The 12818-nt window shown below is 45.1% G+C and carries 12 protein-coding genes; 6 read left to right on the forward strand and 6 right to left on the reverse strand.

The window, feature by feature from the left end:
• Positions 1–26 precede the first annotated feature (26 nt).
• Positions 27–944 (forward strand): transketolase family protein, encoded by a 918-nt coding sequence (locus ONZ52_RS02230; RefSeq protein WP_265217002.1) that lies wholly within the window; start codon positions 27–29, stop codon positions 942–944.
• Positions 937–2217, forward strand: coding sequence for an FGGY family carbohydrate kinase (locus tag ONZ52_RS02235; protein WP_265217003.1), 1281 nt, complete (start codon positions 937–939; stop codon positions 2215–2217). The genes ONZ52_RS02230 and ONZ52_RS02235 overlap by 8 nt, the downstream gene beginning before the upstream one ends.
• A 195-nt stretch (positions 2218–2412) precedes the next feature.
• Here ONZ52_RS02235 and ONZ52_RS02240 read toward each other — a convergent pair whose 3' ends face one another.
• The 6 genes from ONZ52_RS02240 to ONZ52_RS02265 form a co-directional block, all read right to left on the reverse strand.
• Positions 2413–3363 carry a sugar-binding transcriptional regulator gene (locus ONZ52_RS02240; RefSeq protein ID WP_265217004.1) on the reverse strand — a complete coding sequence of 317 codons (951 nt, stop codon included), beginning with the start codon at positions 3361–3363 and terminating at the stop codon, positions 2413–2415.
• A gap of 139 nt (positions 3364–3502) precedes the next feature.
• Positions 3503–4492: a 2-hydroxyacid dehydrogenase gene (locus tag ONZ52_RS02245; RefSeq protein ID WP_265217005.1), complete on the reverse strand. Its 990-nt coding sequence runs from the start codon at positions 4490–4492 to the stop codon at positions 3503–3505.
• A gap of 146 nt (positions 4493–4638) precedes the next feature.
• The gene (locus ONZ52_RS02250; protein WP_265217006.1) at positions 4639–5094 is read right to left on the reverse strand and encodes a MarR family winged helix-turn-helix transcriptional regulator; all 456 of its coding nucleotides are present in this window, start codon (positions 5092–5094) and stop codon (positions 4639–4641) included.
• Positions 5095–5237: 143 nt separating this feature from the next.
• The gene (locus ONZ52_RS02255; protein WP_265217007.1) at positions 5238–6557 is read right to left on the reverse strand and encodes a TRAP transporter large permease; all 1320 of its coding nucleotides are present in this window, start codon (positions 6555–6557) and stop codon (positions 5238–5240) included.
• Complete coding sequence (locus tag ONZ52_RS02260; protein WP_265217008.1) at positions 6550–7053, reverse strand: TRAP transporter small permease; 504 nt, start codon at positions 7051–7053, stop codon at positions 6550–6552. Before ONZ52_RS02260 ends, ONZ52_RS02255 begins: the two co-directional genes overlap by 8 nt.
• A 106-nt stretch (positions 7054–7159) precedes the next feature.
• On the reverse strand, positions 7160–8113 hold the full coding sequence (locus ONZ52_RS02265) for a TRAP transporter substrate-binding protein (protein WP_265217009.1): 954 nt from the start codon (positions 8111–8113) through the stop codon (positions 7160–7162).
• Positions 8114–8395: 282 nt separating this feature from the next.
• Here ONZ52_RS02265 and ONZ52_RS02270 point away from each other — a divergent pair, with 282 nt between their 5' ends.
• Genes ONZ52_RS02270 through ONZ52_RS02285 form a run of 4 tightly spaced genes read left to right on the forward strand, consistent with a single transcriptional unit; the run spans position 8396 to position 12801 of the window.
• Positions 8396–9964, forward strand: a complete 1569-nt coding sequence (locus ONZ52_RS02270; RefSeq protein ID WP_265217010.1) for an acyl CoA:acetate/3-ketoacid CoA transferase — start codon at positions 8396–8398, stop codon at positions 9962–9964.
• 32 nt (positions 9965–9996) lie between these two features.
• Positions 9997–11205: a thiolase family protein gene (locus ONZ52_RS02275; protein ID WP_265217011.1), complete on the forward strand. Its 1209-nt coding sequence runs from the start codon at positions 9997–9999 to the stop codon at positions 11203–11205.
• Between the two features lie 20 nt (positions 11206–11225).
• Complete coding sequence (locus ONZ52_RS02280) at positions 11226–11987, forward strand: crotonase/enoyl-CoA hydratase family protein (RefSeq protein WP_265217012.1); 762 nt, start codon at positions 11226–11228, stop codon at positions 11985–11987.
• A 46-nt stretch (positions 11988–12033) separates the two neighbouring features.
• Positions 12034–12801: a 3-hydroxyacyl-CoA dehydrogenase gene (locus ONZ52_RS02285; RefSeq protein ID WP_265217014.1), complete on the forward strand. Its 768-nt coding sequence runs from the start codon at positions 12034–12036 to the stop codon at positions 12799–12801.
• Positions 12802–12818 lie beyond the last annotated feature (17 nt).

The raw sequence follows: 12818 nt of genomic DNA on the forward strand, positions 1-12818 counted from the left end.
GAACATTTTGCCAATATTATGGTGCAGTGCTTTATCGATGCCGTTCAAAATGGTGTAGATTCGTTCCTGTCGTTGCGGATTCAACTTCTACTGCAAAGATTAAACCTTTTGTAGATGCTTTTCCTGATCGCCTTGTTAATGTTGGGATTGCCGAGCAAGTATTAGTCGGTACCGCCGCTGGCTTGGCGTTGGCGGGAAAAGTGGCCGTAACTTGTAATGCAGCACCTTTTTTAATTTCTCGTGCAAATGAGCAGGTAAAAGTGGATGTTTGCTATAACAATACCAATGTGAAGTTATTTGGGTTGAATTCTGGTGCCAGTTACGGACCTTTAGCGAGTACTCATCACTCAATAGATGATATTAGTGTCATGAGAGGGTTTGGTAATATTAGGATTTTTGCACCCAGTTGCCCACTAGAATGTAAGCAAATCATCGATTATGCGATAGCAGAGGAGGTACTCGTTTACATTCGTATGGATGGTAAAGCATTACCTGAATTGCATGATGAAAATTATCAGTTTGTTGCTGGTGAACCGTCTTTGCTTCGCTCGGGAAAACAGGTGGTCATTTGTGCTTTGGGGTCTGTGGTTCACGAAGCGGTAGCTGCGTCTGATGTATTGAAAGAACAAGGAATAGACGTTTCTGTGGTCAATGTGTCATCTATTCGTCCTCTTAATAAACAGACTTTAGCTAAGATGTTCGGCGAGACGAAGCACATTATTAGTGTGGAAGAGCATAATATTAACGGCGGACTGGGTAGCGTGGTTGCTGAAATTATGGCGGAACAGGGCATTGTTGCTAAGTTAGTGCGTCTTGGTGTAGAAGATGGTGGTTATGCCGCCGCAGGAGACCGCCCTTATACTCGTAAAATGCTATCTATTGATAGTATGGGGATTGTTGCTGTGTGCCAACAGCTGTTGCAAAGCGAGACATTGAATGCGTAAGGTGATTTTAGCCATAGATGAAGGAACGACAAATGTTAAGTCGTTACTTTTGGATCCGCTCGGAAAGGTCATTGGTAAAGGTTCTGTCCCTTTGTCTATTAGTCATCCCTCAGTTGGGTTGGTTGAGCAGGATCCTCTTGAAATCATCGAAAAGATGAAAGAGTCTATTGCACTAGCAGTTGGCTCGATTGCTGAAAGTGTTCAAATAGAAGCGATTGCAATCAGTAATCAGCGGGAATCTGTTTTACTTTGGGAAAGAAGTACTGGTAGGCCTTTGACTCAAGTCATAAGCTGGCAATGTAGGCGTTCAGAGTCTCTTTGTGAGATCTTGCGTCAAGATGATGTATTTAGTCGTTATGTACAACAATCGACTGGGTTAACGCTTGATCCGATGTTTCCCGCTACGAAAGTCTCCATGGCTCTGCAACAAATTCCTGATGGTCATATTCGAGCGGAAAAAGGAGATATTTGCATCGGTACTATTAATACTTGGATGGTCTGGAATATGACCAATAACGTATTTGTGACCGATGCTTCTAATGCTTCTCGAACACAGCTTTATAATATTGGTAAGCAAGTTTGGGATGACACTGTTTTAGAGCGATTAGGGATTCCTAATGCAGCGTTGCCTCCTGTTGTGGCTTCTTCTCATATCGTTGGTTTGACTCGTGAGTTTGGTGTGCTTCAGCAAGGTATTCCTGTGGCATCTCAAATAGGCGATTCTCATGCTGCTTTGTTTGGGCATGGCGGTTATAAAACAGGGGTTGTTAAAGCAACCTATGGGACTGGCAGTTCAGTGATGGCTGCGATGCCGACACTACCGAGTATTCGCAATGAGATCAGTACCACAATAGCGTGGGAGGATTCGACATTATTTTATGGACTAGAGGGTAATATTACTCACACTGGCTCGGCGATAGATTGGACTCGACGCATGCTAGGTGTCGAAAGCATGGACGCTATGTGCCAGTTGGCTGCTCAGGCGGATATCGATCATTCTGTATTTTTTGTACCGGCCTTGTCTGGACTTGGTGCACCTTACTGGGATTTAGATGCGACTGGTATTTTTTGTGGGTTGAAAAGCGCAACAGAGCGAGCAGATCTTGCTCGAGCGGCTTTTGAGTCGGTACTCTTTCAGGTAGCAGATGTGTTTTATATGATTGCCGAAGAATTACCAGAAGCAATAGAGTGTCTTTGCGTCGATGGTGGTCCAACATTGAATAATTGGTTGATGCAGGCCCAGTGCAGATTTACTTGGTGTTCCTATTCGTAGAGGAGGTGTTGCTGAGGTCTCCGCGGTTGGTGCTGGTTATCTTGCTGGGCTTGCAATTGGCTGGTGGAATAATAAGGAAGCGCTTTCAGCATTTGAAAGTGATGGAACTTTATTCACCCCTAGACAAGGTAAATATGATTACTGGCAAAATCGTTATCAGGAGTGGGCATTGGCTGTTAAGAAATGTCGCTTATGTTAATGTTTCAAAATCGCTTCAGCAGTGATTCTATCAGTGATTAGCACATCAATGTAGTTTCCAGATAAAGCGCCTTTTATGGCTTCTACTTTATCTAGGCCGCCCGCTAGGGCAACGACGAGTTCACATGATTCAAGTTGTTCTAGCGACATACCTATTACAGGGTCATCTTCAAGCTTAATAACCGGCTTACCTTCTTTATCGTAGTAATGTAGACAAATGTCGCCTACGGCACCTTTGCTAGCCAGTTCTTTTAATATCTTTGTATCGTAGTAGTTGCCAGAATTTCGTAGTAGGTTCGATGGTTCAAGCATGCCGATGCCGACAATGGCAAGGTTTACTTTATTAAACATTTCCACTACTTCTGATACTTCGTCTGTGCTGAGCAGTTTATTTTTGTCTTCTAGAGAATGCTCAATACTTTGTGCTGGCAGCATAAAGGCATCACAGGACAGAATATCCGCCATGTTTTGCGTTAGTATGGTTGCCTGAATATTTCCATTGTGTCCGACACCACCTAACACTTGAATAACGCCTTTTGCTTTTGCTTTGGTTGAGTGTAAGTGGTCGACCATGGAGCGAATGGTATCACTCCAAGAAGAGATACCAATTAGGTCACCGTCTCGTAATGATGTATCTAAATAATGGGCGGCTGAAGAGCCTATTACACGTTTGATCTGTGCATCACTGGGGTTATCTTCAATGTCGACGACAATTACGTTAGAGACGTTGAAACGCTGTTGAATTTGGGATTCTAAACCAATAAAAACAGAAGGCGGCTGAATAACACTGATTTTTACTATGCCCTCTTTGAGACATCGAGTAATCGCTCTAGACACTTGAGATTGTGATAATCGTAGTGTTTTTGCTATGTCTGCTTGCTTTAAACCATCTTGGTAATAGAGTGTCGCTATTTTTAATAGCAGTCTTTTTTCATCAGCTTTTGACATTATTTCTTGGTCTCTCAACAGTCTTTTGTTCTTGAGAACAATGATAAAGGTCGTATCACAAAAATACTATCCTTTCGCTTGTTTAGCTAATGATTCTGCCATCATACTAAACAAGCGTATCTAGTTGAAATAAGGGTATTTACGCCAATTGCCTTGCGCCGCTGCTGTCACTTTGGTGGTGCAGTAGGTTGTCGACGGTGGTTTGGGCGATGTGGTTGAGTGCTTCGATGGTGAAGTAGCCTTGGTGGCCTGTTACGACGACGTTTGGAAAGGTGAGCATGAGCTGGAAGACGCTGTCTTGGATGATGTGGGAAGACATGTCTTCAAAAAAGATTTTGTTTTCTTGCTCATAGACATCTAAGCCGAGGTAGCCGATTTTACCGCTGTAAAGAGCGTCGATGGCTTCTTGCGCGTGGACCAGGGCGCCACGGCTGGTGTTGATGATCATTACACCGTCTTTCATTTTGTCTAAGCTGTGTTTGTTGATGAGGTGATGAGTGGAGGCGTTCAAAGGACAATGCAGGCTAATGATGTCGCTTTGTTGGTAGATCTCATCCAGTGTGATGTATTGGCAGCCTTGGTCAATAAGTTCTTGTGATGGGTATAAGTCATAACACAGAACACGGCAGCCAAAGCCTTTCATGATGCGGCAAAATGCCGCGCCGATGCGTCCTGTGCCGATGCAGCCAACGGTCTTTCCGGCTAGGTTGAATCCCATTAGTCCTTCAAGGGCAAAGTTGCCTTCTTTGACTCGGTGGTAAGCACGATGGGTTTTGCGATTCAGGGTCATAATGAGTGCAACAGCGTGTTCGGCAACGGAGGTCGGGCTGTAATCTGGCACGTGAAATACCTTGATGCCTTCGGCTTTGGCGGCTTCTAGGTCGACGTTATTAAAGCCGGCGCAGCGCAAGGCGATGGTGTTGACGCCTTGTTGTTTTAACAAGTGAATGACGTCGGCATTAACGTCGTCGTTGACGAAACAAGACACCGCATCAAAGCCCTTTACTAAGCTGATCGTCTCCATACTGAGGCGACTTTCAAAATAGGTCATGGACACGTCTGCGTCTTTTGTGAAGGTGGCGAGGGTTCTTTTGTCGTAAGGTTTGCAGGAAAAAACAGCAACTTTCATAAAACGTGGTCCTGTCGTTTTGTTTAAAAGGGTCTGTTATTTATAACTTAAAAACCTCGATAACGCTTGGGTTTCATTTATAAAGCTTGACGTAGCGCAAGAGAAAGGGGGAGGCATCTTACCTGTCCTGCCCCCTTTTCTATTGTTTACTGAGATAAGATATCGAGGGTTTTAAGTAACCACTCTAGCTCTTGTTCGCCTTCTAAGCGTGACGCCATGTTTTTTTCATGCTCCATAACTCGTCCACTGAGCGTTTGGAAAAACTTTTTGCCGTATTTGGTCATGAATAGGGCGTATGAGCGACGATCATTAACAGCAGGTCGGCGCTCTAGGATATCCATTTTTTCAAGTTTATCCACGGCAGCGACCATGGCGGATCTGTCATTGCCAAGGGCTTGTGCCACGGCGGTTTGTGTTAAGCCAGGGTTGCGTTCTACGATGGCTATAATGGCAAATAGACCAGGGCTAATACCCAAGTCAGAACATACTTCGGAGAACTTGCTAAAAAAGTTCAGTTGGGCACGGCGTAGGCGATAGCCAACGAGGTTATTGAGTATGCCGAAATCTACCGATTGGTCTGTGTTTTTTGTATCGTCAGCCATGTGGGTCTCATTCTTTTTATTGGGTAAACAGGCATTGTAATATAAAAATTGATATTGGTGTAATGCTAAACTGTTGAGGACTCTATAGGTGAAAAAGCTGGCGCTGTGCCAGCTTTTTGTTGCTTATTGTGTCGAGGTGACCATTAGCTAATTAGATGAACCAGTCCTAAGCTGATGCCTGGGAAGATAATCAGCAAGGCGACCCTAACAAAGTCTGAGATCAAGAAGGGAATGACCCCTTTGAAACAGTCTTTGAGTTTTAGGGCATCATCAAAGGATTTAATGATAAAGACGTTCATACCCACTGGTGGTGTAATCAGTCCAACCTCTACGACAATCAACGCGAGTATACCAAACCAAATCCCCAAGTCCGCTTGCGGTATGCCAAAATCCATCACCATTATCATCGGGAAATAGATAGGAATGGTCAGCAATATCATGGCTAGACTGTCTAAGAAACAGCCCATTACCAAGTAAGTCAGTAGCATGCAGACGAGTATGGTATAAGGCGATAAACCTGAGTTCTGTATGAGTTCAACCCCTAAGTCTGGCAATCTGGATAGGGCAATAAAGACACTAAAAAGATCCGCGCCTAACACGATGAAAAAGATCATAGCGGAAGAAACAGCGGTTCGCATTAAGCAGACTAACAGGCCATCTAAACGCATTTTCCCATGGGTAAGCGCAAGAATAGCGGTTAAAATTACCCCGACGGAGGCGGCTTCTGTTGGGGTAAAAATCCCCATGTAAATGCCACCCAATACGGTCAAGAAAATCCCCGTAATGTGCCACACATCTTTCGTGGATTTAATTTTTTGAGACCAGGTGGTTTTTTCACCTCTAGGTCCGGAATTCGGATAAATACGCACATAGATAGCAATGGCAAGAATGTAACCACCCGCTGCTAAAAAGCCCGGTATAAAAGCCGCGATGAACATTTTTGAAATATTTTGTTCTGTTAATACTGCAAAAATGATCAATACCATTGATGGCGGAATTAAGATACCTAGAGTTCCACCAGCGGCCAGTGCGCCAGCCGCTAAACTGCCAGAATAATTAAGGCGTTTCATTTCAGGGAGCGCCACTTTACCCATGGTGGACGCTGTTGCCAAAGATGAGCCACAAATTGCCCCAAATGCCGCACAACCTGCAATGGCGGCCATGGCGATACCGCCCCGTTGACGACCAATCCAAGTATTACAAGTACGGAATAGCTCCGCTGTGATGCCTGAGCGGGTAGCGAGTTCTCCCATCAATAGAAATAAAGGGACGACCGACAAATCGTAAGTAGAAAATTTAGAAATGGGCGCCGTACCAAGGTATTCCAACAAGGCTGGAAAGCCACCAATAAGAGAGTAGCCAACCGCGCCACAAACGAGCATGGTTAATGCAATCGGAATACGGATGCTCATTAGAACGAGCAGGGCTGCCATCATGAAAAAGGCCAGCTCAATATTACTCATGTTTGTCTCCAACGATCGCGTGGAACAGGTTATACAGACCACACATGCCACAAAGTGTCATGGTGACAACGCCAACAACGTATATCCACCAAGTAGGTAAGGCGAGTAACATGGATTGCTCCATGTATTCCTTGGCTTCGAGGCCGCTAAGGCTCATGCGATAGGCAAAGAGAAACGCGACTACAGTAAAAATCAAATCGCTAAGCGTATCTAATTTAAACAGCGTGCTTGGTTTGCAATGTGCTGTAAATAGATCAACCACAACATGGCCTTTTCTGATGTAACATTCAGGCAGAAAAAGAAATATTGCCATGGCGAGACCCATTTCAGTGATTTCATAATCGCCTTCAATCGATTGACCAATGGTTGTTCTACCGATAATGCTGGCGACGGTAATCACCGCCAGCATTAACATGATAAAACCACCCGTTAGCGCAAATAGATTCGACAAACGACCTAGAATAGATCTGTTTATGTCTACAGTTAATTTGATCATGCTAACTCATCCAACTCGATGGCTTAAAAGTTTTGGTATTTTTGAATAAGCGAGTTTGCTTTATCCAAAAGACGTTGAGCCTCGTAGCCTTCCTTGTTCATATCTTCTATCCATTGTGTCGTAACAGGCGCCAGTGTTGTTTTCCAATGTTCGTATTCAGCGCCTTCGATGGTATTGAAAGTATTGCCACGATCAACCGCTTCTTTACGGCTCCAACTTCATAAGCATCAAAGGCGTCGCCAATGAAACCTGCTAAAGGAACACCAGAGTTTTGATCGATGACCTTTTTAAGATCGTCAGGCAATTTGGCGTAACTGTCTTTGTTCATCGCGAAAATGAAGAATTGAGTATAGAAGCCTCGGTCGCCTTTAAACTCGGTTTGGTGTGTCGCCAACTCTTGAATTTTAAGTGGTTTAACGACTTCAAATGGTAGCGCAGTGACATCAATAACCCCTTTGGAAAGGGCGCTTGGCATGGTTGGTACAGGCATGAATACCGTATTGGCACCAATGATGTTTAAGGCGTCAGCAAGCATTTTGTTCGGCGCACGTACTTTAAGACCTTTTAGGTCTTCTAGTGTTTTAATGTCTTTTTCACGAGAGTGAAGAGAGCCAGGGAAATGCGTGTGCATTGCAAGCAAGTGAACATCTTTTAGTTCATCTTGCATTTCTGTTTCGGCGTATTCTTGTAAGGCCATACTGGTAACGCGAGCATTAACTGGCACAAAAGGCAGTTCAAATACGGTGGCTTTAGGGAAACGTCCAGGTGTATAACCACCGACCGTCCATGTTAGATCAACGATGCCTTTGCGGACTTGGTCGAATAACTGTGGAGGGCTACCGCCTAGTTGCATAGAAGGGTAAAGCTCAATGTGAATACGACCGTTTGAATCTTTTTCAACTTGTTCAGCCCAAGGCTGCAAGAAGTTGGCGTGCGCATTAGATGCTGGTGGCAGCATGTGGTGCAGCTTGAATGTATATTCAGGATCCGCCGCGATGGCATTGATTGACAGGATTGAGTCCGCAAGAAGCGCCAAGCTTTTTAGTTTTATTTTATTCATTTTAATCACCTGATTGTTTTTGTTATGTAAGTGCTTTTTTTATTGTTAAAGCGATGACAAATAATGATATCCGCCATTCTTTTTCACATTCCTTCCTAAGAATAATACCTTTTTGACACAAATTGTTGTGCTTTTCAACAATCGTCTTTATAGAATTTTCACTCAAGGTATTCAAAAAAAGTAACGCCCTCAAAAAAAGTTTGTAATAAAAATAGTTGTAATGTACAACATTAAAAAATCCCCAACTAATTAAACAAATATAAAACAGATGTGAGGGTAAAAATGAGTAAGGTTATTTCCCTAGCGCAAGCCGCCGATTTGATCCCTGATGGTGCCAATGTAGCTTGGTCTACAGTGGGCATGTCGTATTTTGCCGAAGGTGTTGCTAAGGCCGTTGAGCAACGCTTCATCGAGACAGGGCACCCACAACAGTTAACGTTAATTCATGACTGTGGTTGTGGTAATGGTAAAGAGGCTGGCATGTCGCACATGGCGCATCCGAATTTGGTGAAGCGTTTGATCTCTGGTCATACCGGTCAAGCGCCCAAAATGGCGCAGATGATCACAGATAATGCCATTGAAGCCTACCTGTTGCCGCAAGGCGTATTGACGACTATGTGGCGTCAGATTGCAGGGAATAAACCGGGCGTCATTACTAAAGTCGGCATGGGGACCTATGTTGATCCTTTAATTAGCGGCGGTAAGGTCACGTCTTTAACCACGGAAGACTTGGTCAAGCGCATCACGATTGAAGACGAAGAGTGGTTACTATATAAAAAATTCCCATTAGATGTGGTGGTCATTCGCGCCACAACCGCTGACGAAAATGGCAATTTGTCCGTAGAAGAAGAAGCTATGTTAGCGGAAATCTTACCTATGGCCCAAGCCGCTAAAAACAGCGGTGGTATTGTCATTGCGCAAGTGAAATACATCGCTGAACGACACTCAATTCATCCAAAAGAAGTCAAAGTGCCGGGCGTATTGGTAGATTACATCACCGTCGCGCCTGCTGAAGATCACAAACAAACCATTACAACCACCTATAACCCAGGCTTAGCAGGTAACTCACGGGTGCCATTAAACGCGTTGCCGCCTATGCCATTTAGTGATCGAAAAGTGATTGCCCGTCGGGCAGCCATGGAGTTGAAAGCCAACGTTATGGTGAACCTTGGTATTGGTATGCCTGACGGTGTTGCCGCTATTGCAGCAGAAGAAAAAGTCTCTCATTTGTTTACTTTAACAACCGAGCTTGGCACTTATGGCGGTATTCCAGCCTCTGGCGGTGACTTTGGCGCCGCGTGGAATGCGGATGCCATTATTGAACACGAAGCACAGTTCGATTTTTATGACGGTGGCGGTTTGGATATTGCCTTCTTGGGACTGGCGCAAGCAGACAAAGATGGCAATTTAAACGTCAGTAAATTTGGTCCTAAAGTCGTCGGGCCGGGTGGTTTTATCAATATTTCCCAGAGCGCTAAAAAAGTGGTGTTCTGCGGCACCTTGGTGAACGGCGCTAAGCTTGGTTTCGAAAACGGCAAGATGAAAGTGCTAGAAGAAGGCAAGGTGCAGAAGTTTGTCGAAGCGGTGGATCACATTACCTTTAGTGGTGCGGTGGCGCGTGCCAATCATCAGCCTGTGGTGTTCGTCACAGAGCGTTGTGTTCTTGAGTTGCGTCAAGAAGGTATGGTGCTGACTGAAATCGCCCAGGGTTTGGATCTAGAAAAAGACGTATTGAGTGCCATGGCGTTTAGACCTGTGATAGCAGACGATCTTAAAACCATGCCAGAAGCCATTTTTGCCGAACAATGGGGTGGCTTGGCCAGCATCATGGCATCAGACGTTCAGTTATAAAAACAACAATAATCGATAAGCGAGAAAATTTTATGTCTATCAAGAATGTCGAAATTCCTTACGGCGCTTATTGGAGTACGCCGTTCACTAAGTGGCAAGGCTCATTACAGCATTTGCATTCAATGAAGTTTGCCGCCCATGTGGCGAAAGCCGAGTTAGCCAAACGTCATATCGATCCGTTGATTTTTGACTCAGGCGTATTGGGTATGACGGTGAACCAGTACCAATCTTTCAACGGTGCGCCTTGGCCTTTGTATGACATTGGTGCGGTAAACACCGCAGGCCATGCGGTGAATCAAGTGTGTGCGACCAGTGCTCGTGGTTTGTTTGCTGCCGCATCCGAAATTGTTTGTGGCATGGCGAATGTGTCTTTGTTGATCACAGCAGATCGTTGCTCAAATGGCCCACATATTTATTATCCGAATGCCAAAGGCCCAGCTGGCGCGTCAGAAGATCAAGTGACTTACAACATGATGAACGATTGTGTGGGCGGTCATTCGATGATGCAAACCGGTGAAAACGTCGCTAAGCGTTTTGATATCACCCGTGAAGAATTGGATCTGGTTACTTTCCGTCGTTATGAGCAGTATCAAGATGCGTTAAAAGACGATCAAGCTTTTCAAAAGCGTTATATGACGCTGCCGTTGTCTGTGCCAACCGCTAACTTCAAAAAAGAAGAAACGGTCATTACGGGTGATGAAGGGGTGTTCCCAACGACGCTAGAAGGCCTGCAGAAGCTGAAGCCAATTCAAGAAGGCGGAGTCATTACCTACGGTAACCAAACGCATCCCGCTGACGGTAATGCGTCGGCGATTCTTTGTCGCTCCGAAGATGTGGCATCCCTGACGGCTCGTCCTGAAATCAGAATTGAAGTGCTAGGTTTTGGGCAAGCTCGTGATGATCTTGCTTATATGCCAGCCGCGCCCATTGAGGCGGCGAAACGCGCCCTAGCGGTAGCGGGTATTGATATCAAACAAGTTTCCGCCATTAAAACGCACAACCCATTTGCGGTGAATGATGTGGCTTTGGCGAAAGCCATGGGCATCGATGTGATGACGATGAATAACTATGGTTGTTCGTTGATTTGGGGGCACCCTCAAGGACCAACCGGTATGCGCGCCATTATTGAGCTGATTGAAGAGCTGGTCATAAAAGGCGGCGGTTATGGTTTGTTTACCGGTTGTGCGGCAGGTGATACCGGTATGGCGGTGGTTATCAAGGTTTCAGATCGCTCATTATAAAATTTTAAAGGTAATCCAAGATGACTTATCAATTTATTAATTACTCCGTAGAAAATGGCATTGCGCATCTGCAGCTGAATCGCCCTGAGAAGAAAAATGCGATCAATGACAGTTTATGTCTTGAGATTGAGCAGGTGTTTTTGAATTTAACCGATGATGTCAATGTCATTGTGTTTTCTGGTAATGGCCCTGAATTTTGCTCTGGTCTTGATTTACAAGAGCACAAAGCCCGTGAGCCTTTTGAAGTGGTGAAGCATTCCAACATGTGGCATCGGGTATTTGGTCATATTAGTGATTCTGGTATTCCGGTTGTCGCTGCTATGCATGGTGCTGTGATTGGTGGTGGTTTGGAGCTGGCAATTTGTGCTCACGTGCGAGTCAGTGAAGAAAATACTTTCTATCGTTTACCTGAAGGCAAGCATGGCATTTTTGTCGGTGGTGGTGCGTCCGTCAACGTGGCGAATGTGATCGGTGTTAGTCGTATGACAGAAATGATGTTGACGGGTCGAGATGTCAAAGCCGACGAAGGTCTACGTATTGGTTTAGCGCATTATGTGGTTGGCAACGGTGAAGCGTTAGCGAAAGCCTTTGAGATAGCAGAAGGCATCGGCAAAAACTCAAAATATTCTAATTGGGCAATGACGACTGGGCTTGGTCGTATTAGCAACATGTCGGCACAAGAAGGTTTGTACACCGAGTCATTGATTTGCGGTATTACGCAAACCAGCGACGAAGTTAAAGCACGTATTGATGCGTTTTTGAACCGTAAAAAAGCGAAGTAAGTTTGCCCTTGGTAATAAAAATAACAGCAAGATCAGGAGTATTTAGATGCAAATTCAAGACAAACATTTTGTGGTGACCGGTTCGGCTTCGGGTATTGGTGAGGCGGTTGCGCGTCGTTTACATGGTTTAGGCGCAAAAGTTACTTTAGCCGATGTGAATGAAGCGGGCTTGACCCGTGTGAAAGCGGCTTTAGGTGAGCGTGTGCAAGGTTGTGTGACGGATATCGTTGACGAAGATTCGGTGCAAAATGCGATTGATCAAGCGGTTGAGGCGTTTGGTCCGATCAGTGGTTTGGTCAACTGCGCGGGTATTCCAGGCGCAGAACGTATTGTTGGTCGTGAAGGCCCACATCGTTTGGCGTCGTTTCAGCGTGCGGTGTCAGTAAACTTAATCGGTACGTTTAACATGATTCGTTTGGTGGCTGACAAGATGCAGCACAACGAGCCAGAAGCGAATTTAGAGCGTGGTGTGATTATTAATACGGCGTCTGTGGCGGCGTTTGATGGTCAGATTGGTCAAGCAGGCTATGCGGCTTCTAAAGGTGGGGTTTGTGCCATGACGTTACCGATTGCCCGTGAGTTAGCACGCTTTGGTATTCGTGTGATGACCATAGCGCCAGGCTTATTCAAAACTCCCATGATGGATGTGTTGCCAGAAGAGGTGCAAAAGTCTTTGGGCGAATCTGTACCATTCCCACCGCGTCTTGGCGAGCCAGATGAATACGCTGCGTTAGCGCAACATATCATTGAAAATGGCATGCTCAATGGCGAAGTGATTCGTCTTGATGGTGCGATTCGTATGGCTGCGAAATAGTTTGATGATTGTATTCT

This window comes from Marinomonas rhodophyticola (assembly GCF_026113935.1).
GTDB lineage: Bacteria > Pseudomonadota > Gammaproteobacteria > Pseudomonadales > Marinomonadaceae > Marinomonas > Marinomonas rhodophyticola.

Excerpts from the sequence above, each read along its gene's own strand:
- ONZ52_RS02235 (WP_265217003.1), top strand. The coding sequence starts at position 937 with ATGCGTAAGGTGATTTTAGCCATAGATGAAGGAACGACAAATGTTAAG.
- ONZ52_RS02240 (WP_265217004.1), bottom strand. The coding sequence starts at position 3,363 with ATGTCAAAAGCTGATGAAAAAAGACTGCTATTAAAAATAGCGACACTC.
- ONZ52_RS02245 (WP_265217005.1), bottom strand. The coding sequence starts at position 4,492 with ATGAAAGTTGCTGTTTTTTCCTGCAAACCTTACGACAAAAGAACCCTC.
- ONZ52_RS02250 (WP_265217006.1), bottom strand. The coding sequence starts at position 5,094 with ATGGCTGACGATACAAAAAACACAGACCAATCGGTAGATTTCGGCATA.
- ONZ52_RS02255 (WP_265217007.1), bottom strand. The coding sequence starts at position 6,557 with ATGAGTAATATTGAGCTGGCCTTTTTCATGATGGCAGCCCTGCTCGTT.
- ONZ52_RS02260 (WP_265217008.1), bottom strand. The coding sequence starts at position 7,053 with ATGATCAAATTAACTGTAGACATAAACAGATCTATTCTAGGTCGTTTG.
- ONZ52_RS02265 (WP_265217009.1), bottom strand. The coding sequence starts at position 8,113 with ATGAATAAAATAAAACTAAAAAGCTTGGCGCTTCTTGCGGACTCAATC.
- ONZ52_RS02270 (WP_265217010.1), top strand. The coding sequence starts at position 8,396 with ATGAGTAAGGTTATTTCCCTAGCGCAAGCCGCCGATTTGATCCCTGAT.
- ONZ52_RS02275 (WP_265217011.1), top strand. The coding sequence starts at position 9,997 with ATGTCTATCAAGAATGTCGAAATTCCTTACGGCGCTTATTGGAGTACG.
- ONZ52_RS02280 (WP_265217012.1), top strand. The coding sequence starts at position 11,226 with ATGACTTATCAATTTATTAATTACTCCGTAGAAAATGGCATTGCGCAT.
- ONZ52_RS02285 (WP_265217014.1), top strand. The coding sequence starts at position 12,034 with ATGCAAATTCAAGACAAACATTTTGTGGTGACCGGTTCGGCTTCGGGT.